The organism is Mycobacterium sp. RTGN6, from assembly GCF_033804605.1.
Taxonomy (GTDB): domain Bacteria; phylum Actinomycetota; class Actinomycetes; order Mycobacteriales; family Mycobacteriaceae; genus Mycobacterium.
Genome location: NZ_JAPZKZ010000002.1, coordinates 586,154 through 608,889 on the forward strand (window position 1 = coordinate 586,154; position 22,736 = coordinate 608,889).

Annotated in this window: 20 protein-coding genes and 1 pseudogene; 14 read left to right on the forward strand and 7 right to left on the reverse strand. The window is 67.2% G+C overall.

Translation table 11 applies throughout. From position 1 onward, the window contains the following. Positions 1–10: 10 nt before the first annotated feature. From SLQ33_RS06965 to SLQ33_RS07000, 8 genes are all read left to right on the forward strand, one after another. Positions 11–1,108, forward strand: coding sequence for a virulence factor Mce family protein (locus tag SLQ33_RS06965; RefSeq protein WP_319453276.1), 1,098 nt, complete (start codon positions 11–13; stop codon positions 1,106–1,108). A gap of 3 nt (positions 1,109–1,111) precedes the next feature. Further along, positions 1,112–2,659 (forward strand): MCE family protein, encoded by a 1,548-nt coding sequence (locus tag SLQ33_RS06970; protein ID WP_319453067.1) that lies wholly within the window; start codon positions 1,112–1,114, stop codon positions 2,657–2,659. After that, positions 2,629–3,282, forward strand: coding sequence for a hypothetical protein (locus SLQ33_RS06975; protein WP_319453068.1), 654 nt, complete (start codon positions 2,629–2,631; stop codon positions 3,280–3,282). Before SLQ33_RS06970 ends, SLQ33_RS06975 begins: the two co-directional genes overlap by 31 nt. Continuing rightward, positions 3,279–4,247, forward strand: a complete 969-nt coding sequence (locus SLQ33_RS06980) for an RDD family protein (protein WP_319453069.1) — start codon at positions 3,279–3,281, stop codon at positions 4,245–4,247. The genes SLQ33_RS06975 and SLQ33_RS06980 overlap by 4 nt, the downstream gene beginning before the upstream one ends. Beyond that, positions 4,244–4,795 (forward strand): mammalian cell entry protein, encoded by a 552-nt coding sequence (locus SLQ33_RS06985; RefSeq protein WP_319453070.1) that lies wholly within the window; start codon positions 4,244–4,246, stop codon positions 4,793–4,795. The genes SLQ33_RS06980 and SLQ33_RS06985 overlap by 4 nt, the downstream gene beginning before the upstream one ends. Beyond that, a complete protein-coding gene (locus SLQ33_RS06990) occupies positions 4,762–5,568 on the forward strand; it encodes a mammalian cell entry protein (protein WP_319453071.1) in 807 nt (268 codons plus the stop codon). Before SLQ33_RS06985 ends, SLQ33_RS06990 begins: the two co-directional genes overlap by 34 nt. Positions 5,569–5,603: 35 nt before the next feature. After that, a complete protein-coding gene (locus tag SLQ33_RS06995; protein ID WP_319453072.1) occupies positions 5,604–6,434 on the forward strand; it encodes an SDR family NAD(P)-dependent oxidoreductase in 831 nt (276 codons plus the stop codon). A gap of 426 nt (positions 6,435–6,860) precedes the next feature. After that, the gene (locus SLQ33_RS07000) at positions 6,861–9,335 is read left to right on the forward strand and encodes a hypothetical protein (RefSeq protein ID WP_319453073.1); all 2,475 of its coding nucleotides are present in this window, start codon (positions 6,861–6,863) and stop codon (positions 9,333–9,335) included. 4 nt (positions 9,336–9,339) lie between these two features. On the opposite strand, the gene SLQ33_RS07005 is transcribed toward SLQ33_RS07000, so the two are convergent. The 3 genes from SLQ33_RS07005 to SLQ33_RS07015 form a co-directional block, all read right to left on the reverse strand. Continuing rightward, complete coding sequence (locus SLQ33_RS07005) at positions 9,340–10,422, reverse strand: phosphodiester glycosidase family protein (RefSeq protein WP_319453074.1); 1,083 nt, start codon at positions 10,420–10,422, stop codon at positions 9,340–9,342. 133 nt (positions 10,423–10,555) lie between these two features. Continuing rightward, entirely contained in the window at positions 10,556–11,857 is a 1,302-nt protein-coding gene (locus SLQ33_RS07010; RefSeq protein ID WP_319453075.1) for a gluconolaconase, read from the reverse strand. Further along, complete coding sequence (locus SLQ33_RS07015; RefSeq protein ID WP_319453076.1) at positions 11,835–12,599, reverse strand: pirin family protein; 765 nt, start codon at positions 12,597–12,599, stop codon at positions 11,835–11,837. Before SLQ33_RS07015 ends, SLQ33_RS07010 begins: the two co-directional genes overlap by 23 nt. A 71-nt stretch (positions 12,600–12,670) precedes the next feature. On the opposite strand from SLQ33_RS07015, the gene SLQ33_RS07020 reads away from it, so the two are divergent. Continuing rightward, positions 12,671–13,120: a MarR family winged helix-turn-helix transcriptional regulator gene (locus SLQ33_RS07020; RefSeq protein WP_319453077.1), complete on the forward strand. Its 450-nt coding sequence runs from the start codon at positions 12,671–12,673 to the stop codon at positions 13,118–13,120. Positions 13,121–13,130: 10 nt separating this feature from the next. Here the strand turns inward: SLQ33_RS07020 and SLQ33_RS07025 are convergent, their stop codons facing one another. From SLQ33_RS07025 to SLQ33_RS07035, 3 genes are all read right to left on the reverse strand, one after another. After that, on the reverse strand, positions 13,131–14,255 hold the full coding sequence (locus SLQ33_RS07025; protein ID WP_319453078.1) for an NDMA-dependent alcohol dehydrogenase: 1,125 nt from the start codon (positions 14,253–14,255) through the stop codon (positions 13,131–13,133). Between the two features lie 95 nt (positions 14,256–14,350). Further along, positions 14,351–16,732, reverse strand: a complete 2,382-nt coding sequence (locus SLQ33_RS07030) for a hypothetical protein (protein WP_319453079.1) — start codon at positions 16,730–16,732, stop codon at positions 14,351–14,353. Positions 16,733–16,814: 82 nt separating this feature from the next. Then, complete coding sequence (locus SLQ33_RS07035; protein ID WP_413467590.1) at positions 16,815–17,813, reverse strand: sigma-70 family RNA polymerase sigma factor; 999 nt, start codon at positions 17,811–17,813, stop codon at positions 16,815–16,817. Positions 17,814–17,898: 85 nt separating this feature from the next. Between SLQ33_RS07035 and SLQ33_RS07040 the strand changes: the two genes are divergently transcribed. The 5 genes and pseudogenes from SLQ33_RS07040 to SLQ33_RS07060 form a co-directional block, all read left to right on the forward strand. After that, on the forward strand, positions 17,899–18,738 hold the full coding sequence (locus SLQ33_RS07040) for an alpha/beta hydrolase (RefSeq protein ID WP_319453081.1): 840 nt from the start codon (positions 17,899–17,901) through the stop codon (positions 18,736–18,738). After that, positions 18,735–19,808 carry a hypothetical protein gene (locus SLQ33_RS07045; RefSeq protein WP_413467591.1) on the forward strand — a complete coding sequence of 358 codons (1,074 nt, stop codon included), beginning with the start codon at positions 18,735–18,737 and terminating at the stop codon, positions 19,806–19,808. Before SLQ33_RS07040 ends, SLQ33_RS07045 begins: the two co-directional genes overlap by 4 nt. A 10-nt stretch (positions 19,809–19,818) precedes the next feature. Further along, the gene (locus SLQ33_RS07050; protein ID WP_319453082.1) at positions 19,819–20,751 is read left to right on the forward strand and encodes an NADP-dependent oxidoreductase; all 933 of its coding nucleotides are present in this window, start codon (positions 19,819–19,821) and stop codon (positions 20,749–20,751) included. 10 nt (positions 20,752–20,761) lie between these two features. Continuing rightward, complete coding sequence (locus tag SLQ33_RS07055; RefSeq protein WP_319453083.1) at positions 20,762–21,511, forward strand: DUF2786 domain-containing protein; 750 nt, start codon at positions 20,762–20,764, stop codon at positions 21,509–21,511. Between the two features lie 6 nt (positions 21,512–21,517). Further along, positions 21,518–21,859, forward strand: a pseudogene (locus tag SLQ33_RS07060) (TIGR04338 family metallohydrolase); the annotation flags it as partial. Positions 21,860–22,215: 356 nt separating this feature from the next. Here SLQ33_RS07060 and SLQ33_RS07065 read toward each other — a convergent pair. Next, positions 22,216–22,650, reverse strand: coding sequence for a hypothetical protein (locus SLQ33_RS07065; RefSeq protein WP_319453084.1), 435 nt, complete (start codon positions 22,648–22,650; stop codon positions 22,216–22,218). Positions 22,651–22,736: the final 86 nt, after the last annotated feature.

The following is a 22,736-nucleotide window of genomic DNA, read 5'->3' on the forward strand; positions in this document are numbered from 1 at the left end:
TGCCTTCGTCATGCTCGCCGTCGTGCTGACCTCGTGCGGCTGGAAGGGCGTCGCCAACCTGCCGCTGCCGGGTGGTCCCCAGAGCGGTGCCGACAGGATGACGCTCTACGTCCAGATGCCGGATACGTTGGCGCTCAACGTCAACAGCCGGGTCCGGGTCGCCGACGTCTTCGTCGGGAGCGTCAAGGCGATCGAGCTGAAGAACTGGGTGGCGACGCTGACCCTGGACGTTCAGTCCGATCTGAAGCTGCCCTCCAACACGCTGGCCAAGGTCGGCCAGACCAGCCTGCTCGGGTCGCAGCACGTGCAGTTGGACCCGCCGGCTGACCCGTCGGGCACGTTGCTCAAGAGCGGCGACACCATCCCGCTGCAGAATGCGTCGGCCTTCCCCACCACGGAGCGGGTGCTCGCCAGCATCGGCACCATCCTCACCGGTGGCGGCATCCCCAACCTGGAGACGATCCAGACCGAGATCAACAACATCCTGAACGGCCGCGGCGATCAGATCCGCGAATTCCTCGGCAGGCTGGACACATTCACCGCAGAGCTGAACGCTCAGCGCAACGACATCACCCGCGCGATCGACTCGACGAACCGGTTGCTGTCCATCGTGGCGCAGCGCAACGACACCCTCGATCGGGTGCTGACCGAGTTCCCGCCGCTGATCAAGCACTTCGCCGAGACCCGGGACCTATTCGCCGACGCCGTGACGGCACTCGGACGGGTGAGCACCGCCACCGACGAGACGCTGTCGCAGGCGAACCCGGATCTGCATCAGAACCTGATCAACCTGCAGCGTCCGGGCAAGCAGCTGGGCAAGGCCTCGCCGTACGTCATCGGCGCATTGAAGCTGCTGCTGACCGCACCGTTCAGCATCGAGAACGTGCCGAAGGTGGTGCGTGGCGACTACATCAACGTGTCGCTCAACGTCGACCTGACGCTGTCCGCGATCGACAACGGGTTGCTCTCCGGCACCGGCGTTTCCGGCATGCTGCGTGCGCTCGAGCAGGCGTGGGGCCGCGACCCGGCGACCATGATTCCGGACGTCCGGTTCACTCCCAACGCGCACAGCGTTGAGGGCGGCCCGCTGGTCGAGAGGGGTGAGTGAGCTGTGCTGACACGCCTCATCAAGGCCCAGTTGATCCTGTTCACGATTCTGACGATCATCGCGTTGACGGCGCTCGGGTGGTACTACCTGCGGCTACCCGCGCTGGTCGGGATCGGTCAGTACAAGCTCTACGCCGACCTGCCCCGATCGGGTGGCCTGTACTCCACCGCCAACGTGACGTACCGCGGCACCACGATCGGCAAGGTCAGGGCCGTCACGCCAACCGAGCACGGCGCACGCGCCGAGATGAGCATCGACAGCCAGTTCAAGATCCCGGTCGATGCGTCCGCGAACGTGCACTCGGTCTCGGCCATCGGTGAGCAGTACCTCGACCTGGTGTCGACCGGCAATCCCGGCCAGTTCCTCAGCGATGGCCAGACCATCACCAACAGCAGCGTGCCCAGCGAGGTCGGGCCTGCGCTCGATTCGGCGTACCGAGGGCTCGAGGTGCTGCCGAGAGAGAAGATCGACTCGCTGTTGACCGAGACGTCGAAGGCCGTGGGCGGACTGGGTCCGGCGCTGCAACGCCTGGTGGACTCCACCACCGCGATCGCCAGCGACTTCAAGGACAACCTCGGCCCGGTCAACGACATCATCAACAACGCCACGCCCATCCTGGACAGCCAGGTGAACTCGGGGGACGCCATCTCCCAGTGGGCGGCGAACCTCAACGTCATCGCCGGGCAGACCGCCGAGCAAGATCAGGCGCTGCGCAGCGGGCTGCAGCAGGCCGCGCCCACCGCCGACCAGCTCAACGAGGTGTTCAGCGGGGTCCGCGACTCGTTGCCACAGACCCTGGCGAACCTCGAGGTCGTGATCGACATGTTGAAGCGCTACCACGCGGGTGTCGAGCAGGCGCTCGTCGTGTTGCCGCAGGGCGCCTCCGTCGCGGAAGCGGGCACCATCTTCGAGGGTGAGGGCTTGCTGCACTTCGGCTTGTCGATCAACCAGCCCCCGCCGTGCCTCACCGGGTTCCTGCCCGCGTCTCAGTGGCGTTCGCCTGCCGACACCACCACGGCGCCGCTGCCGTCGGGGACGTACTGCAAGATCCCGAAGGACTACCAGGGCAACGTCGTTCGCGGCGCCCGCAACTACCCGTGCGCCGACGTGCCCGGCAAGCGTGCGGCCACGCCAAAGGAATGCCGGAGCAACGAACCCTACGCGCCGCTGGGTACCAACCCGTGGTACGGAAACCCGGATCAGGTGCTCACCTGCCCTGCGCCAGGGGCTCGCTGCGACCAACCCGTCAAGCCGGGCTACGTGGAGCCCGCCCCGTCGATCAACAACGGCATGAACCCGTTGCCTGCCGATCAGTTGCCACCGACTCCGCAGCCGATCAGCGACCCGCTGACCGCCCCTGGCCAGGGAAGTGTGAGCTGCAGTGGCCAGCAGCCCAACCCATGTGTCTACACTCCGGCATCAGGCCCGACCGCCGTCTACAACCCGTCCAGCGGGGAGGTCGTGGGACCCGACGGCGTCTCGTACACCGTCACCAACTCGAATAACCCAGGAGACAACGGATGGAAGGAGATGCTGGCACCAGCCAGCTGAACCCCACCGGAACAGACGCAATAGAGCCGGAAGCGTCGGTCGCAGTATCCGCAGCAACGCAGGACGAGCCGTACTCCTCGGAGCTCACGGCTTCGGCCGGTGAGCCCGTGGTCGCGCGCCGTACCGAACGGTTCAGCCGCGGCGCTCTGGTGGCGATCATCGCCGCGTTGGCCGTGGTCGCCGCGGGCGTCGGGGTGGGCGGTTACCTTGCGCTCCGCGCGCACCAGCGCAGCGAGGTCATCGCGGCTCAGGACGCGCAGGCCCTGGACCGGGCGAAGGAGTGCGTCGCTGCGACGCAGGCGCCCGACGTCGCCGCGATGACGGCGAGCCAGTCGAAGATCATCGAGTGCGCGACGGGTGCCTTCGCCGTCCAGGCCAACCTGTACAGCGGGATGCTGGTCGACGCGTATCAGGTGGCCAACGTCGCCGTGCAGGTCTCGGATATGCGTGCGGCCGTGGTGAAGCATCACGACGACGGCTCGGTCGACGTCCTGGTGGCGCTGAGGGTGAAGGTGACGAACTCGCAGGCCCCGAACCAGGAGCAGGGCTACCGACTGCGGGTGACGATGGCGCCGGCCGACGGCACGTACAAGGTGTCCACGTTGGAACAGGTCACGTCGTGACGGCAGTTCTGCAGGACGTCGAGGAGCCGACGGACACCGACGCGGATCCGATCCGGTACGCCTCGTGGGGGGCGCGGCTCGGAGCGTTCGCGTTGGACTACGTGCCCGGTGTAGTCGTGCTCTCGACGATGGCGCTGATGGGCTACACCACGACACCGGGCAGCTGGCTGCGGTGGGTGTACGTCGTGGTGCTGGCGGTGGTCGCGGCCGCCATGGTGGTGAATCGGGTGCTCCTGCCGTCGTTCATGGGGTGGAGCCTGGGCCGCGCGGTGTTCGGCATCCGCGTCGTCCGTGCGGGCGGTGAGCCGGTCGGCTTCTTGCGCCTGCTGCTCCGCGAGCTCGCGCACCTACTGGACACGGCGGCGGTGTTCGTCGGATGGCTGTGGCCGCTGTGGGACAAGCGACACCGCACCTTTGCAGACATGTTGTTGCGCACCGAGGTTCACGCGCATGCCCGGCCCAAGCGCGATGTTCGTCGCATCGCCGCGCTGGTGTTGGTGGCCGCGGCGCTGTTGACGGCGGCGGGTGCGGGGCTGGGATACCTGGTGGTTTACCGCCACGACAGGGCGGTCGATGCGGCCCGCGCGCAGATCTCGGAGCAAGGCCCGCGCATCGTCGAGCAGCTGCTGAGTTATGACGCCGAGAGCGTGGTGGACGACTTCGCAAGGGCGCAGTCGCTCGCGACCGACGGCTACCGGCCGCAGCTGATCGCGCAGCAGCAGAACGTGCAGAAGACGGGCGTCACCAACAACGAGTACTGGGCCGTCAGCAGTGCGGTCCTGTCAGTGGAGCGTGAGCGGGCGGCGATGCTGATGGCGCTTCAGGGTCAACGCGGCGCGGACGCGAAGGACCTGAAGTTCATCACCGCCACGGTGCGCGTCGACTTCGAGAAGGTCGGCGAGCAGTGGCGGGTTGCCAACCTCATCGTCCTGAAGAAGCCGCAGCTGAACGGCGGCGGCCAATGAGCCCGCGCAGAAAGATCGACCCGGTCGAGCGCTCCTACTTCGCCCCGCTGGACAAGCAACCGCTGCGTTGGGGGCTGCCGGTCACCGCCATCGTGTCGGCGCTCGTCGCCGCGGCGGCGATCGCCGCATGCATCTTCATGGTGGTCGGGCAGGTCAGTGACCATCGCACGCAGGTCAGGGACGCGTCCGCGCTCGGCAAGGTGCGGCAGTTCATGACGGACTACACGACGCTGGATCCCTTCCACGCCAACGACTACGGGGACCGGATTCAGGCGCAGGGCACGGGGGAGTTCGCCCAGCAGTTCAAGGAGAAGTACAACGGAATCGTCGTCCAGGTCGCACGAGCAGAGCCGACGACCGGCACCGTGCTGGAAGCCGGCGTGCAGCGGTGGAACGCCAACGGCAGCGCGGACATCCTGGTCGCTACGAAGATCACCGCGAAGTCACCGGACGGCAAGACCACCATCGAGAGCGGAAATCGTTGGGTGGTAACGACAATCGAGGAAGGGCAGCAGTGGAAGATCAGCAACCTGATCCAGGTGATCTGACCGACGACGCCGTCGCCGCCGCGCCGGTCCCCGAGGGCAAGTCGGCCCGCAGTCGCCACCGCCTGCCGCGCCAGAAGCTGCGGCAACCGGGTGACGAGGTCGCCGAGGTCGTCGAATCCGACACGGACACAGTCGAACCCGAACCCGTAGACGTCGAGTCGAGCGCGGTCGAACTGACCGAGGAGCCGGAGGCCGTCGAGACGGGAGCCGACGAGACCGACGTCGACGAAGCAGAACCGATCCTGGTGCCACACCAGCCGGCGGGCCGCGGACTCAAGCTCGCCGCAGTCGCGGCCGGCGCGGTGGTCGTCGCGGCCGCCGCGTTCGCCGGAGCCACGCTGCAGCCCTACCTAGCCGACCGGGCGGCAGTCCAGGTCAAGCTCGAGGTGGCGACGACGGCAGCGGAGGCCATCCAGACGTTGTGGACGTACACGCCCGACGACATCGACAAGCTGGCAGACCGCACGGCCAGGTATCTCGGCGGCGACTTCGCCACCCAGTACCGGCAGTTCATCGACGGCATCGTCGAGGCCAACAAGCAGGCCCAGGTCACCAACAGCACCGAGGTCAAGGGCGCGGCCGTGGAATCGCTGACGTCGACCGAGGCCTCGGCCATCGTGTACACCAACTCGGTGTCGACTAGCCCGGTCACGAAGGGCATTCCGTCGCTGCGCTACCTGTCCTACCGGTTGACGTTGGAACACCACGGCGGGCACTGGCTGATTACCCGGATGCAGGACATCACGTCGCTGGACCTCACTCCGCGGTTGTAGCGGCGCGGTCCCGCATCCCACGTAGCCTGACCGGTATGCCATCAGTACTCGTCACTGGCGCGGCCAGAGGCATCGGACGGTCCATCGTCGAGCACCTCGCGGGCCGGGGTTGGGACGTCATCGCGGGCGTGCGGACGCAGGAGGACGCCGACGCCATCACCGCGGTCAACGCGCAGCGGGTGTCGGCGGTGTTCCTCGACGTCACCGATGCCGCCCAGATCGAGCAGCTCGAGGCGACGCTGCCCGCTCGGTTGGACGCCGTGGTGAACAACGCGGGCATCGTCGTCAGTGGACCGATGGAGACCGTCACCTCCGAGGACTGGCGAAAGCAGTTGGAGGTCAACGTGATCGGTCAGCTCGCCGTGACTCGGGCGGTACTGCCCCGACTGCGGCAGTCGAAGGGGCGCATCGTCTTCATCTCGAGCGTCAACGGCCAGCTGTCGATGCCCATGGTCGGCGCGTACGCGGCGTCGAAGTTCGCCCTCGAGGCGGCGGCCGATGCCATGCGGATGGAACTGCGGCCGTGGGGAGTCTCCGTCGTCATGATCGAACCTGCGCAGACCGACACGGACATGTGGCGCACCGCAGATTCCGCCGCGGTGGAAACCGAGGCGGCGCTAGCCCCCGAGCACCGCACGCTGTACGCGAGGCACATCGCGGGCTTCAAGAAGTCCATCCCGCTCTCCCAGAAGATCGCCGTGGCGCCGGAGAAGGTGTCCGCCGTCGTGGAGCAGGCGCTGACGACGCGTCGCCCGCGCGCTCGCTACGTCGTCGGGTTGGTGCCGAAGCTTCAGGTGGCACTGATGACGAACCTGCCGACGCGGGCGCGCGATCTCGTCTTGCGCAAGGTCTCCGGACAGCCGTAGCCGAACGAATGGCCCCATTCGGTTCCAGCTACGCGAAATCGACGTGCGCGGTGATTTCCAGCGCACTCGCGTTGCGGACGCAGGCGGGGCCTCATTCACTGCTGGCAAATTATGCACCGATTGCCACAACCGTGACCGCACTTATCTAGGTCGGCTCAGTTGCCGCAATTGCCAGGAATTGTCGCATCCGTCAATCAATGAAGGTCCTGGTAGCGCCAAGGATTCGCGGTGTGGATTCCGCAGGCGGCGAGCCAGGTCTTCGCTCAGCAATTCTTGGTATTGCCGCCTGCGTAAGTGTTAACGTCCTGTGACACGGCTCACGGGGGCGTCGAAAGGACTGGTCAGATGGCAGGCAGGCATCGTACGAGGAAAGCGCGCCGCTTGAGCGTGGCGTTGGTTAGCGCCGCGACAGCGACTGCCACTGCTTTGACGGTCGGCGTCGAGCCGCCGCCCGACCCGGCGAAGCGCCTCACCGCCGAGAACATCGACCTCGCAGCGGCGATCCAGTTGCTGCCGGACTCCGGCCAGTACCCGAACCCCAAGACGCTGCCCGACCTGACGGGCGGACTCGGCACCACGGTCTACGACTTCAGCCAGACCATCCTTGACCAGCTCATCCGGGCAGTGGTGAACGGCATCAGCCTGACGGCGTTCGCCCAGGCCGCCGGAGTGGACCCACAGAGCCTCGTCGACACGCTGCTTACGGAAATCCCCGCGAACCTGCTTCCGTCGATTCTGGCCTCCATCTCGCTCGACCTTCCCGTCCTCGACACCGTGCTCGGCCAATTGGGTTTGGGTGACCAGGGCCTGCTGACCAACGTGCTGAACCTGCTCGGCGTGGACGAGATCACTGACGGCACCCTCACCGGGCTGCTGGCGCTGCTGGGGCTGGACCTCTCCGACCCGCTGAACCTGGCGAACCTCAACGTCCCCGGCGTCAACCTGATCACCGCCGGCCCGACGTTCAGCGTGCTGAAGATGCTCGGACTCGACCTCGGATGGGTGCCTGGGCTGCCAAACTCGGTGGCCAACGAGATCAACGGAACCCCCTACCTGGAGCTCGGCGTCAACGGCGTCGTCGAAATCGTGCAGGGCCTGCTGAACGACGCGTTGGACAACGGCACGCTCGATCTGGGTCTACTCGACGACCTGCTCGGCGGGTTGGGGCTGCCGCTTCCGGGCCTCGGCACCACCCTGGAGCAAGCGGTTGCCAATCTGGTGGCGTCGGTGGCCGGCATCATCACTCCCGTCACCGGTGCATTGCCCGACGTGCTCCACGCCCGTGTCACGCCCACGGTCGGAATCGGAATCGGCGCCTTCGCGGCAGCGATGGCGTACCAGCAGGTGATCGACGACCTGAAGAATCAGCCGGGCGGCTCGGCCTACACCGGCGTCGACCCGATCCTCGGCAGCCTGACCGTGCTGCCGTTGATTCTGATCAACAATGCGGCGCGCCCGGATGGCGGCGCGTTCGCCCGGTTCGGCCCGCTGGCGGCGTTGTTCGGTATCGACACCGTGAACCCGCACACCCAACTGACCGGCGACGGCGGGCTACCCGTCGGCAACACCGGACTCCATCTGGGCGGCGCGAACGTGCTGCCGATCCTGATCGACGCCACCTACGAGTACCAACCGCTGTCCGACCTGGCGTCGTGGCCCAACCCCGTGACACTGGTCAACAACCTGGCCGCCGGCCTGTTTCCGACGTACATGCTGCGCGGGCTGAGCCTTGACGGCCTCACCGACCAGCTCACCCCGCAGCTGACCGCGGCGCTGGCCGACGTCGCCGCAGGAAATCCGTTGGCGCTGAACCTCTATCTGACGCTGCACTCGGCGACGCTCCCGACGTTGGAGCCGCTGTACCTGGCGTCCGACCTGTTGAACATCGTCGGGCTCAGCCCGCTCGCGCAGATTCCGATGCGGTTGGCCAACGCGCTTGCGCCTGCGATGACAATCCTCAACACCATCGGCTACGCCAACGCCGTGCAGAACCCCGACGGTACCTACACCCGGGACTTCTCCACGGCCGGCGAGGAGACGCCCTTCCTCTCGTTCCCCAACATCGATTACGGAAAGGCGCTCGGCGACAGCATCACTGCGCTGTTCGGCGGCTTTCAGAAGGAATTCCTCAGCGGCAACCCGACGCCGAACACCCCCAATGCGCTCGCCAGCCTGCTCGGTCTGCTCGGTGGTGGCGGGTTGCCCGGCCTCACGACGGGCACGGGTACGGGTACGCCGGGCACCGGAACGGGCACGGGAACCCCGACCGATCCGCTCAGCGGACTGCTCAACGGAATCGGCGGCCTGCTCGGCGGGCTGCTCGGCGGTGGCGGGCTGCTCGGCGGACTGGGTGGCGTGACGCCACTCGCCGCAACGAGTGCGTCTTCGGTGCCGTCGTCCAGTGCGCGGATGTTGTCGCTCGCTCCAGAGGTCGAGACGAAGTCGGCCGACGAAACCTCCGCTCTCACAGCGGAATCGACGTCGACGACGGAGAAATCGGACGTGACGCCGCCGGCGGCGGAAAAGGATACTGCGGATACGCAGGCTGCCGAAGAGACTGCCGCTGCCAAGGAAGCGGCGGAGAAGGAAGAGGCGGCCAAGGAGGCGACGCCCGTCGAGAGTGAGCCCACCGCTCCGAAGCATGCGAAGCCGGATGCCGAAGCGGACGCGGCCGACGCCGATGCCGCCAAGGACGCCGACGCAACGACGGCCAAGAAGCCCAAGCACGCCAAGCCCGAACTGAACGTCGTGCGCGACACCGCGAACAACTTCTCGCCCAAGGACGAGAAGAAGGGCGAGGCCAGCGAGACCGGCAAGAAGGACGCCGAGCCGACCACCACAGCCGATGCGTCGGCGGCAAGTGGTTCGGAGAGTGGCGCGTCGTCGGAGCACGCGGCCTGACGGGTCAGGTGAAGGCGAGCCAGCTGGGCAGCGCGCGCTCGCGCGAGTCGCACAGCACCTGGTAGGTGTCGCAGGAGCCCTTGGGCACGCCTGCGCCCGCCCACATGCCGCCGGTGTCGCGGCGCAGCACGATCGCCGACGACCCGCCACCGTCGAGCAGGATCGCGGTGTCACTACCCAAGCCGCGGAACAGATCCTGGATCTGGTCGGGGGTATAGCTACCGCCCTGGAAGACGTACATCTCGTCGCGGTCGCGCGCGTAGGCGAGCGCGGTGCGGGCGGCGCTTGGGCCGCCGTCGTTCATCTGCCCGGTGTCACCTGGCGCCAGCAGTCCGAGGCCACTGACGGCGACGAATCGGGTGCCCTTGTCCATCAGCCCCTGGATGACGGGAGTCGCCGCGTCGAAGTCGTCGTTCGACCTGGGGCTGACGACGAATGGCGCGCCACCAACCGGCAGGATCATCGTCGACAGCGGGGTCCATATCTCGTTGCCGCCGGACAGGCCCTGCTTGCCTGCGTAGGCGACGGTGCCGGTGACCATCGCGTTGGCCTGGGCTCCGCCGCGCGTGTTGTCGAAGTAGGCGCCCAGCGGGGAGCTGCAGCCGGTGGACTTCCACGATCCGCCCTTCTGGCCGCGGATGTCGAAGAAGTTGGCATTGATCGCGATCGTCGGCTTGCCGAGCGCCTGCCAGGCCTGGATCGGCGTGAAGGTCTCCGACGCCTGCCACAGCCCTTCGCCGGTGCGGGCCCGGGGATCGGATTCGCAGCGGGCCTGATAGCCGCGGTGCGAGTCGACGAGCAAACGCGGGGTCAGGCGCTGCGAGGCACCCTTGATGATCATCAGGTGCCCGCCGCTGGTGAGCTCGTACCAGTTGCCGCCGGCGTTGAGCATCGGAGCGGGGTTGCCTCCGCCGAAGTTGTACACCAGGTACGAACCGCGCGTGTTGGCGATGGCATTGGCGAGGAGCTCACGGCCGTCGGCCGCCGCTGCGGTCGGCACACCCGCCGTCGTTGCCAGCACAGCGCACAGCACCATCGTCGTCGCGGACGCGACGAGGCGACGGAACTTTGCGGCCTGACGTGGCATAGCGCCCTTTCAGCAGACACCTACGAGAAGTCAACAATAATCACAGTTAACTCACTGTCAACTTTCGTCACAGGAGCATCACGATTCGAGTACGAGCGAATTGCGTTGCTGGCGAATGCCTTTACGCCGCCGGTCAGCGCCCGGGCGGGGCCAGTCGGTACACCGCGTCCGCGGCATCGTCGGTGACGTACACCGCGCCGTCCGGTCCAACGACGGCGGCGACGGGGCGGCCCCAGCGCGTGCCGTCGGCGTTCTGGAACCCGCCGATCAGGGTCTGCTGATCGCCGAGATTGCCGTTCTGCCAGGGGTAGAACGACACCTCGGGTGCGCGTGGAGGTTGACGGTTCCACGACCCGTGCACGCCGATGAGCGCGCCGTGGGCGTACGGCTCGGGCAGCGCGCCGTCGACGAAGCTCATGCCAAGCGGCGCCGAGTGTGCCCCCATGCTCTGCTCGATCGGCGGGAGCGTGGCGCAGTCGAGTCGACTGCCGTCGGCGTTGGTCGAGACGTCCCGGACGAACGCAAGATGGGCGGGCCCGCCGTCGGGATTGCAGTAGGGCCAACCCAATTCACGGCCAGGCGTTAGCTTCGCGATGGACTCCGGCGGATGCTCGTCGACGTAGTCGGGCACGACCTGCCCGTAGGACGGGCCCGCGTCGGGGATGGGCACGTTGTCCCGGTTGTTCACCGCGGTCCAGATCGCGCCGTCCGGGGCCACCGCCAGTCCGGTGCCGTTGCGCACACCGGTCGCGAACGGCTGCGGGGTCCCGCCGCCTGGTGGAATGCGCATGATCGTGGCGCGCGGGGGGCTCGCGGTGCGGTCCTCGGCCGAGACGTTTCCAGTCGAGCCAATCGAAAAGTACACGGCGCCATCGGGTCCCAACACCACGCTCTTCAGCGCGTGTGCGTACTCGCCGCTGAGGTCGGGGCTCTGCGCGTCGGGTAGGCCCGCGGCGATGGTGCGGGGGTTGCTGACGTTGCCGTCGGCGTAGTCGTAGGCGACGAGCTGATCGCTCTCGGCGACGTACAGCGTGGAGCCTGCGAACGCGAGCCCGTGCGGCTGGTCGAGCCCGCCGAGAAGGAACTCGTCGTGGGGTCCGGCGCCAGTCGGCTGGAGTCGGATGACCTGACCTGCGGCGGGCACGGATACCAGCAGGGAGCCGCCCGGGGTCCACACCGCGAGCCGCGGCGCTGGAACACGGGCCCACACCGACAACGTCCAGCCCTTGGGCACCAAGGCCTTTCGCGGCTCGTCGAACGGTGTCGCCGCCAGATCGTCGGGCACCTGCACGGTGACCTCGACGAGGCCGGCCGGGGTGGCCGACGCGCTCGACGCTGGCGACGTGTCGGGGCTGGACCCCGACGAGCACCCCGCGAGCAGCAGGAGACCGACGAGGCCGATCGACGAATACCTACGCCGCAGCGAGACCCGCATGCATCTCCCAGACCAGAAGCTCCGATGGTTCCGTCGCGGTGACCCGTTGCCCGCCGGATGCGGTGAACCGGACTGCGTCGCCTTCGTACAGTGGGCCGGCGCCCTCGAGGGTGACCGCGCCGCGCGGCACGAACAGATGCAGGTATGGCGCCTCGGGCAGTTCGATGGTGTCGCCGGGTTGCATCCGCGCACCGCGCAGGGCCGCGTAGCGGTTGCGGATGGTGATGGCGGTGGCGTCGGCGTGCTCGGGCATGCCCGAGGCGATGGTGACCAACCCACCGCGGAGCAGTTCGTCGTCGATCTCCAGTTGTTGATAGCCGGGATCGACGCCCGACTCGTCGGGCGCGACCCACATCTGGACGAAGTGAACTGGCTCTTGGTGCGTGGGATCGCCGGTGAGCGTCCAGGAGTCGTTCTTCTCGGAGTGCATGATGCCGCGGCCTGCCGACATCCGTTGAGCCAGGCCCGGATAGATGACGCCGGAGTTGCCGGTCGAGTCCTGGTGCACCAGCGACCCACGCAGCACCCAGGTGACGATCTCCATGTCGCGGTGGGGGTGGGTATCGAATCCGGTACCCGGATTCACGACGTCGTCGTTGTTGACGAGCAGTAGCCCGTGGTGCGTGTTGGCGGGGTCGTAGTGCGATCCGAAGGAGAACGAGTGCTTGGAGTCCAGCCATGAGATCTTGGTGGCCGCGCGGTCGGGGGCGCGCCGGATCTCGACGGTCGACGTGCTGGTCATCTGATCACTCCTCGGAAGCCTTCGCCAGCCTAGGTGGCGGGCACTGGACACGACAACATGAATGATGTGTCATGTATTCCGTGTGGCTATCGGACGACCAGCAGCGAGTGTGGCGCAACTACGTCGCGATGACGAGCCGGCTGCAGGCCGCGATGAACCGTCAGCTGCAGCGTGACCACGGGCTCTCGCTCGCCGACTACGACGTGCTGGTGGCGCTCGACGAGCAACCTGGGTGCCGGATCTCCGAGCTCGGGGAGCGGCTGGGCTGGGAGCAGAGCCGGCTGTCGCACCAGCTGAGCCGAATGCGAACCCGCGAACTGGTCACCCGGCGCGGAGCCGACGACGACCGCCGAGCCGCCACCGTGGGGTTGACCGAACGGGGACGCGCTGCCCTCGACGTCGCTGCGCCGCACCATGCCGAACTGGTGCGCGAGGTCGTGTTCGCCGGGATGAGCGTGGCCGACCTGCGCGCGATCGAGCGCTGGACGTCGCGGGTGCTGGACCGGCTGGACGAATCCTGAGCGCCGCGCTCTACCAGTCCGACTCGTCGAACGTGATGACGCCGCGAATGTTCTTGCCGTCGAGCATGTCCTGGTAACCGTCGTTGATGTTGTCCAACGTGTAGGTAGCGGTTACCATCTCGTCGATCTTCAACAGCCCGGACTTGTACAGCCCGACCAGCTTCGGTGTTTCGACGTGAGAGTTGCCGCCACCGAAGATGTTGCCCTTCAACGTCTTCTGCAACATCGTGAACAGGAACAGGTTCAGCTTGACGTCGACGTCCATCATCGACCCCATGCCCGTCACGACGCATGTCCCGGTCTTCGCGGTGAGGATCATGGCCTCTTCGACGTACTCGCCGCGCATCTCGCCGACGGCGATGATGGTCTTGTCGGCCATCAGGCCGTGGGTAACGTCGATCATCGGCCCGATGGCCTCGGCCATCGACGGGTAGACGTGGGTGGCGCCGAACTTGATGGCCTGGTCGCGCTTCCACTCGTTCGGGTCGATCGCGATAACGGTCTTGGCGCCCGAGATGACCGCGCCCTGAAGCGCGCTCATGCCGATGCCGCCGACGCCGACGATCACCACGGTCTCGCCTGGCTGCACCCCGGCGACGTTGGTCGCCGAGCCGAACCCCGTCGGCACCGCGCATCCCATGATGGCGGCGGTCTCGAACGGAATGTCCGAGTCGATCTTGACGACGGAATCCTTGTGCACCGTCATGTACGGCGCGAACGTGCCGAGGAGGTTCATCGGCGCCACCTCGTGTGAGCCGGCGTGTATCCGGGAGGTGCCGTCGGCGATGGCCTTGCCCCCGAGCAGCACCGCGCCACGGTCGCACAGGGAGCGGTAGCCCTTGAGGCATGGCGGGCACGCGCCGCACGCGGGGATGAACGCGAGGAGCACGTGGTCACCCTCGGCGATGCCCGTGACGTTCTTGCCCACCTTGGTGACGACGCCCGCGCCTTCGTGCCCTCCGAGGGCGGGCAACGCGATCGGCGTGGCGCCCGTGGTCAGGTGGTAGTCGGAGTGGCACATGCCCGCGGCGTGCATGCGGATCTGGACCTCGTCGGCCACCGGATCGCCCAGTTCGATCTCGTCGACGCTGAACGGCTTGTTGAGCTCCCAAAGCAGAGCGCCCTTGGTCTTCATGGCGGAGATCATAGAACACGTTGCAGAAATCCCCATCTCCATACCGTTCACCTGCGCATATGGCGATGACGCAGTGTCATGGACGTACGTGACGCCTAGCGCTCGTTGAGCGCCTTCCAGTGCTCGAACCGCTCCTGGAAGGAAACCGGCCCGATGTAGCGCTGAGTGAACTTGGCGTCGGGCGTCGCCCACTGTTCACCCTTGTCGCCCATCACGACCCAGTCGCCTTCGACGGTCGTCGACGGGCCCTCGAGGGTCTCGATGGTTTCACCCGGCGGCGCCTGCCTTGCGAACACGACACCGGCTGCGGCCCAGCGATTTCCACGCATCCGGCGGTATGACGTCCGGAATACGTCGTTGCGCACCGACCAGCGCGCGTCGGCGTCGTCGCGGACGTCCCAGTCCCCTGCCTTCGCGCGCATGACGTCACCCGAGGTGGTCGTCCAGGTCCACGGACGGTATCGGCGGCGGGCATTGACCTCGCCGACGCGGCGGTACGGTTGCCACTTCGGCTTCGAGCGATATCCGAGTTCGCGCAACTCGGTCAACGTCGTGGCCAGGCTCAGCAGCGCCGCCTTGCGCAGCTTCTCGTCGCGGAACGTGTCGGCCCAACTGTCGACGAGCTTCTTGTGCTGCTTGTTGACGTCGTCACGCTCCGGCCCCCACGTCCAGCCGGCGTCGCGATAGTAACGGCTCCAATCCTCGAACTCGGCCTGAGCCAACGCGTAGATGGCGTCTTCGGCGAAGCCGAGCCGCTTGAGTCGGTCGAGTGGCTGCTCAAGGCTCTCGAGCACCTCGGGTGTCAAGTCGTCCGGCGCGTCCCCCCAGGTGTTCCACGTGTGCCCACCCACCTGCTCCACCGTCTCCAACGCGTTGCGCACCTGTCGGCGGTTCGACTCGCGGTAGAAGGGGGAGAGCTTGGCCCATGGCACCGTCGCGCGTGTTCGTTCAGCCTCGGGTGAGGCCACGTACTTCTCGTGGATGAGCATCGCGGCCCGCTCCCAGTTGTCGTGGGCTTGGCCAGCGGGCAGGTCGATTCCGAGGCGGTAGTTCCGCAGTTTGCCTGCGATCGGAACGGAATCCGCCGCCACGGTCGATTGGGGGTCCCACGCGTACACCTGAAGCCCCGGGAATCGAGCGGCGAGCCGGGTCGCAGTGGTGGGGTCGGTCACCGAGTCGACGAAGATGGCCGCGGCGCGATCCTCGTGCCCTCCGACGAGGGCGCGCAACACGGACTCGGCAGCGGCGGCTTCGACGATGTCGATGGCTACCTTGCTTGTGCCGAAACCCCTTGCCTGTTCGTGGAATTCGTGGTCGTCCAGGTAGCGCTGAGCATCGACATCGACGAGGACCAGCTTCGGTAGCTCGGACTCCGCGTCGAGGGGGTGGTAGTCGCGCTCGAGCTGACGCCGGGACATGTCCGCACACAAGGCGAGCGTTAACTGCGAGGATCCGCAGATCAGGACTTTTGTGATGGTGGTGACGGAGGTGATCTGGTCCAGCAACCGACGGGCGGTGACTTCGTACTTGCCCACCGCATCGCCCGCCCAGCGGGTGTCGGATCCTCCGAATTGTTCAGCGCGCCAGGCGATGGCCAGCCAGGGATCGTCGATGCGGACGATGAGCGGGGCGCGTCGGCCGGTGGCGGTAGGGCCGAGCACCTCGCTGATGGTGCTCAGCCGCCGCAGGTTCGTGGACGGGTCGGGAGACAGCAGGTACAACCGTTGGACCTTGCGCCAGAACCGTTTCGACCCCATCGTCTCCGGGTGGTCGAAGTCCACCTGCAACACTCTGGCGCCCTTGGAGCGACACAGTTGGGCGACGGGACCGTCCGGCGCCGTGGTCAGCAGCACCAGCGAACCGTGTCGCGTCGACTCGCGAGCGATCGCGGTCACCATCGACACCCCTGCCTCGTCGACCCCAACGACGGCGGTGGCGGAGCGGCTCAGCCAGGTGCGGAAACGGTCGGTCTGTAGTCGGAAGGCCGCAGCGGCAACTCCGATGACGCCGACGGAGAACGCGCCGAGCACCATCAGTCGAGCGAGGGTGAGTGCCGCCGGTGGTCCTGCCGGACAAGGGATGTCGGCGCCTTTGACGCGGATTGTTTTGTTCTCGGCGGCCCCCTTCACCAGGCTCGTGGCCCACTCGAACGGAGTGAAGAAGGTGGTGCCCGCCTCGCCCCGGCAGAACATGTACGAGGCGAACGCAAGCACGAACCCGGTCGCGAGCAGCCCGACGACGATCACCACGGGCACGGTCGCCGACGCACGATTGTGGCGGACCAGATAGCTGACGAGGCAAAGCAGCCCGACCACGACCGCCACGACGGTGATGGTTACCGCACTTGCCGGGGTGCCGAACCAACTGAGCCTGCCCGGCAACGTCGCACTGGGTCGCAGCGCCACCACTGTCACGTAGCCCAACAGCACCGCCGAGATACCGAACAGCACGTACTGGGCGATGCGCAAAGTCCGCACTGACGCCCCCCTTCGCCTGTCCCGGTCGCATCATCGCACCGGGGCGGGCTGAGCCGAGGCCGATCGTGTCAGGGGGCGGGCGTTACAGAGTGCGCGGCAACCCGAACTTCTCGAAGAGCCCGTCGGCGTGGAATGCCACGACGTGCGCGATGCCGTCCGGACGGGTCTCGAGGACGTGCAGCTGGAACTCCTCGTGTGCGCCGGTCTCGCGGTTGAGCATGTAGAGCGCGGCCGTGGGCTGACCGTTGGCGGTGATCCGCACGAAGCGCATGTCGCCCGGGCCCTCGGCCGGGCAGTGCGTCTTGGAGAGCGTGACGATGTTCTCCGGACCTTGGTACCAGCCGTCGAAGGGTGGCATCTCGAAGACCGCGTCGGCGGTGAACAGTTCGACGAGCTTCTCCATGTCGTAGCTCTCGAACGCATCGATGTAGCGACTGAGCAGGTCCTGCGACTCGACTGACTCGAGCGGTGCCACCTGCTGGTCCTGATCGGGCTGGACGGCGTCGAGTTGGGCGCGCGCCCGCTGCAGCAGGCTGTTGACGGCAGCCGTCGAGGCACCGATCGCCTGGCCCACCTCCGCGGCCTTCCATTGCAAGACCTCGCGGAGCACCAGCACCGCCCGTTGCCGCGGGGACAGGTGCTGCAGCGCCGCGATGAAGGCCAGCCGTACCGATTCACGGGATTCGACGATCACGGACGGGTCGGAGGGATCCTCGTGGAGTGCGTCGGGCAGCGGTTCCAACCACGTGATCTCATGGTGCTCCGCGATGTCGGCGGTCGGGTCGGAGGCGGGTGCGCCGAGGCCGCTGGGAAGGGGCCGGCGCTTGCGCCCTTCGAGCGAGGTCAGGCTGGTGTTGGTGGCGATGCGGTAGAGCCAGGTCCGGATGGACGATTTGCCCTCGAAGTTGTCGTAGGCCTTCCATGCCCGCAGGTAGGTCTCCTGCACCAGGTCCTCGGCGTCGTGCAGGGAGCCCGTCATGCGGTAGCAGTGCGCAAGGAGTTCGCGCCGGTAGCGCTGGGCATCGGCGAGGAAGGCGTCCTTCGAGGCGAAACCAACGGGTTCTTCGGCGAGCACACTCACTTGACCGACCCTACCCACGACCTCCGACAAGGTCGCCTGAAAAACCGGACCGGTGGCCCTCAGCGACGCCCGTTAGTCTCCCCTGGTGACCACAACCCGCAGCGAACGCAGTTTCGACGGCGTCGGCGGCACCCCGATCGTCTACGACGTGTGGACCCCCAACATCGATCCGACCGGCGTCGTCGTGCTGTGCCACGGGTATGCCGAGCACGCCAGGCGCTACGACCACGTCGCCAAGCGATTCGGCGAAGCCGGCCTCATCACCTATGCGCTCGACCTGCGGGGACACGGCCGCTCGGGTGGCAAGCGGGTCTACCTGAAGGACATCTCCGAGTACACCGACGACTTCCATCACCTCGTCGGCCTCGCCACCGCGGCACACCCGGAACTCAAGCGCGTCGTGCTGGGGCACAGCATGGGCGGCGGCGTCGTGTTCGCCTACGGCGTCGAGCACCCGGACGACTATGCGCTGATGGTGCTGTCTGGGCCCGCGGTGTACGCGCAGGACGCGGTGTCGTCGGTGATGATCTCCGTCGCCAAGGTGGTCGGCAGCATCCTGCCGGGCCTGCCCGTCGAGCAGCTCCCCACCGACGCGGTGTCCCGCGATCCCAAGGTCGTCGCCGCATACGTCGCCGACCCGATGGTCCATCACGGCAAGATGCCCGCCGGGATCGCGAAGGCGCTGCTCGCCGTCGGGGAGACCATGCCGCAGCGCGCGTCGGCGCTGACCGCACCGCTGCTCGTCGTTCACGGCGGTCAGGACAAGTTGATTCCGGCGGCCGGCAGTGAGCGGCTCGTCGAATGCGTCGGATCCGCCGACGTCCACCTCAAGGTCTATCCCGAGCTCTACCACGAAGTGTTCAACGAGCCGGAACGCGCGCAGGTACTCGACGACGTCGTGTCGTGGATCGAGGTTCGCTTGTGAAAGACGTTGGCCGTCAACTCTTCTGCGCGCTGGTCGCGCTACTCCTGCTCGTCGGGTGTTCCTCCGGGCCGGAGAAGCCCGGTGCGCAGGAGCCCGGTGGCTGGGTGGACGAGGACGTGACCTTCGACGCCGACGGGCTCACCATCCATGGCACGTACCGGCACGTGAAGGACGCCCCCAAGGGCCCCGCGGCGTTGCTGATCTCCGAGAGCGGCAACACCGACCGCAACGGCGACAACGCGGTCGCAGGTCCCGTCGGCAACATGCGCCAACTGGCCGAGTACCTGTCCGGCAAGGGCATCGCGACGTTGCGCTACGACAAGGTCGGCACGGGCAAGACGGGGCTGGGTCCGTACGAGCAGAAGAAGGCCGACGTCGGCAGCGCCGTCTACACCGCGGGAGCGAAGTCGGCCGTGCGCTACCTGGCCGCGCAGCCGGGCACCGAGGCGTCCGCCATCTCCGTCTTCGCACTGGGGGAGGGCACGGTGCACGCCGTGCAGCTGGCCGTCGACACCGCGCCAGGCGCACCGAAGATCCAGGGGCTGGGCCTGTTCCAGCCGCTGTCCGGTCGGTACCTCGACATCATCACCGGGCGCGTGCGCACCGGCATCGACGTCGACGTGACGTCGGGCGCCAAGACGCGCCAGCAGGGCGACGACGTGCTCAACGCCTGGAACGCCGCGGTCGAGGAGGCCCGCACCAAGGGCACCGCGCCCGCGAAGCTGCCCGAGGGGTTGGGCGCGATCCTCAACCCGGGCAACGTGAAGGCCGTCGTCGAAGCCGACTCCGTCGACCCGCTGGCCCTCGCTCCCCGGGTGCCCGCGGGCACCCCCGTGCTGCTCACGTGTTCGGACTCCGACGCGCAGGCCTACTGCGACGCGGAACAGCCGCTCGTCGAGGCGCTTAGCCACACCGCGCTGACCGTCGTCCCGCTCAAGGGCGTCAGCCACGTGCTGCGCGACGACCCGACCGACAACGTCGCCAACTACGCCAAGCAGGACCCGCTGTCACCGCAGTTGGTCACGGCGCTCGACGCGTTCGTCCCGAAGCTCGCCGGCCCTACTGGCTAGACTCGCGACCATGACGCGCACAATTGTGGCCGAGGGCTACGGTGGCCCGGAAGTCCTTGCGATACAAGACATTGAACTACCGGTACCGGGTCAAGGTCAGGTCCTCGTCGAGGTGCGCGCGGCAGGCACCAACCCGATCGACTACAAGCTCTACAGCGGCGGATTCGGCCGCGACCCTGGCAGTCTGCCCATGCCGGTCGGCATGGAGGTCTCTGGCGTCGTGTTGGCCGTTGGGCCCGGGGGCTCCGGATACACCGGGCCACTGACAGTCGGTGACGAAGTGATTGTCACGGGACTCAAAGGCGGCTACGCCGAGCGGGTCATCGCCGAGGCCGCTGACGTCGGGCACAAGCCCGCTGAGCTTTCGTTCGAACAGGCGGCGGGGCTGCTCATGGCGGGCGGTACTGCGTGGCACCTGTTGACGAATACCGGGGTGGGGACGAACGACACCGTGCTGATCCACGGAGCCGGCGGCGGCGTCGGGCTGATAGCCGTGCAATTGGCCGTCAACCGAGGGGCAAGCGTGATCGCCACCGCAAGCCCCGCGAGGCACGCTCAGCTGCGCGGATACGGTGCCGAGCCCATCGCGTACGGGCCTGGGCTGGCCGATCGGGTCAGCGCAATCGGACCCGTCGACGCCGCGCTCGACCTCGTCGGTACCGATGAGGCACTCGACACCTCGGTCGAGTTGGTGACCGACCGCGCCCGGATCGCGACGATCGTGGGCTTCGCCCGTGCCCCGGAGCTCGGGATCGCCGCCCTGACCGAGGCTGATGGCGGCCAGGCGATTCGCGACGCCTCGCGTCCCGAGCTCATTGCGCTAGTGGTGGACGGCAAGCTGGAGGTGACGGTGGACAAGGTGTTTCCGTTGGAGGAGGCGCCCGAAGCACATCGGTATCTCCAGACGGGCCACGCCCGCGGAAAAGTCGTACTGGTTCCCTAGCGTCCCCATCATGACTGACGACAAGATGCTTGCGCGGATCTCCGCGCTGCTGCGCAAGGCCGAGCACACCGACAACGTTCACGAAGCCGAGGCGTTCATGGCGGCGGCGCAACGCCTCGCCACCACGACGTCCATCGACCTGGCGGTGGCCCGCGCCCACTCGGCCGAGCGCACCAAGACACAGCTGCCCACGCAGCGCACCATCACCATCGGTGCCGCGGGCACCCGTGGGCTGCGCACCTACGTCCAACTGTTCGTGGTCATCGCAGCGGCCAACGACGTCAAGTGCGACGTCGCATCGAACTCCACGTTCGTCTATTCCTACGGGTTCGCCGAGGACATCGACGCCACCCATGCGCTGTACGCCGGCCTCGTGGTGCAGATGGTGAAGGCGTCCGACGCGTATCTCGTCACCGGCGCGCACCGGCCCACGCCCACCATCACCGCGCGGCTGAACTTTCAGCTGGCGTTCGGGGCACGCGTCGGCCAGCGGCTATCGGAGGCGCGTGACCTGGCCAGGCAGGAAGCGGAGCAGCAGCCCGATGACCGCCCCGGCACCGCAATTGTCCTGCGCAACAAGGATATCGAGTTGAAGAGCTTCTACCGCACGGCGTCGCAGGCGCGCGGGACGTGGCGGGCCACCAGCGCCACGGCCGGGTACTCGTCGTCTGCACGACGTGCGGGCGACAGGGCGGGACGTCGGGCCCGGCTGGGGCCAAGCCCCGAGCTCTCCGGCCGCGGCAAGGCACTGGAGCACTAGCCGCAGGTGCCCCGCGACTCGCAACGCGCCAAGGTCTACGCCGCAGAGGAGTTCGTGCGGACGTTGTTCGATCGCGCTGCCGCACATGGCAACCGATCACTCGACTTCTTCGGGACGAACGTCACGCTGCCGCCCGAGGGCAAGTTCGCCACGGTGGACTCCGTCCAGCGCTACGTGGACGACGTGCTTGCTCATCCCGCGGTGCGCGACCGCTGGACGGGGCTGCAGCCTGTGACGGTGCGAGGGCGGCGCGGCGAACGTGCGGCGCACTACGAGTGGTCACCGGACACGGCCACCGTCGCGGTGCCGGATCGTGAAACCACCTGGGCGTTACGGGAACTGGTGGTGTTCTTTGGACACTTCACAGCTGTTTACGCCATTCCCGCCGAATCATAGTCGGAGATTGAGTCGCGACTACAGCACTCCTGCGCTGGTGCACCGCCACTTCGTGTCGGCTGCCGGTAGAAGCTCTACGCCGAACGTGAGCGCCGGATGAGCTTCCTGCAGGAGGCGGTGGCCAAGGACGCCATCAACCGCGCCACCCAGCGCCTCACCGCTATCGGACGCGGTCCAAGCGGGGCTCGGCGATCGCCACTGCCGTGGTTGTCGCCCGGCGGCAGCAGCGGCCACCATCGTGCTGGAGCGATGCAGATGGCTATCGGCCGGGCGCGTACTTTCGCGGAATCTCGACGCTCGACGCGGCCTTATCGCGCGGATGAGAGGAGCGGTTCAACAGCTTCGAACAGGTTCAGCAGGTCCTGTGCGAATTCACTTTGATGCTGAGGCAGGAACCGTGCCATCCCTCGAACTTCGGCGATCGCTTCCCGGGCCCGCTCTATCTCGGTCGAAGAGGGCCCGGTCCGGTCCGCCACGGACTCCTCGATGTTGGTGCGCAGATATGCCCCGAGGCGGGCACGTATTTGCTCGGCTTGGCGCTCGTAATGATCAAGACGGCTCGTCAACTTGCGATGATCGCGCTCAGCGGCGCGCCGGCAGTCCTCGCTGTGGAAGTCTTTGCGCCTTCCCGGTCCGACGGTTCGAAGGAACTGCTCGTCGCATCGCGGATTAGCGCAGGTGGCTTGGAGATCCTCCCGCTCGTCGTCTCGACGCTCCGCTATGCCAACGACTTCACCGGACAACCGAGTAACTCCTCCGCCTTGCTGAGTTAATTTGCGCGTTTCCAAGTGCCAGTTTGCCACGGATCCACACATGTCAAGCGCTTCGA

Excerpts from the sequence above, each read along its gene's own strand:
- SLQ33_RS06995 (WP_319453072.1), top strand. The coding sequence starts at position 5,604 with ATGCCATCAGTACTCGTCACTGGCGCGGCCAGAGGCATCGGACGGTCC.
- SLQ33_RS06975 (WP_319453068.1), top strand. The coding sequence starts at position 2,629 with ATGGAAGGAGATGCTGGCACCAGCCAGCTGAACCCCACCGGAACAGAC.
- SLQ33_RS07020 (WP_319453077.1), top strand. The coding sequence starts at position 12,671 with ATGTATTCCGTGTGGCTATCGGACGACCAGCAGCGAGTGTGGCGCAAC.
- SLQ33_RS07025 (WP_319453078.1), bottom strand. The coding sequence starts at position 14,255 with ATGAAGACCAAGGGCGCTCTGCTTTGGGAGCTCAACAAGCCGTTCAGC.
- SLQ33_RS06985 (WP_319453070.1), top strand. The coding sequence starts at position 4,244 with ATGAGCCCGCGCAGAAAGATCGACCCGGTCGAGCGCTCCTACTTCGCC.
- SLQ33_RS07010 (WP_319453075.1), bottom strand. The coding sequence starts at position 11,857 with ATGCGGGTCTCGCTGCGGCGTAGGTATTCGTCGATCGGCCTCGTCGGT.
- SLQ33_RS07050 (WP_319453082.1), top strand. The coding sequence starts at position 19,819 with ATGACGCGCACAATTGTGGCCGAGGGCTACGGTGGCCCGGAAGTCCTT.
- SLQ33_RS07055 (WP_319453083.1), top strand. The coding sequence starts at position 20,762 with ATGACTGACGACAAGATGCTTGCGCGGATCTCCGCGCTGCTGCGCAAG.
- SLQ33_RS07005 (WP_319453074.1), bottom strand. The coding sequence starts at position 10,422 with ATGCCACGTCAGGCCGCAAAGTTCCGTCGCCTCGTCGCGTCCGCGACG.
- SLQ33_RS06965 (WP_319453276.1), top strand. The coding sequence starts at position 11 with ATGCTCGCCGTCGTGCTGACCTCGTGCGGCTGGAAGGGCGTCGCCAAC.
- SLQ33_RS07015 (WP_319453076.1), bottom strand. The coding sequence starts at position 12,599 with ATGACCAGCACGTCGACCGTCGAGATCCGGCGCGCCCCCGACCGCGCG.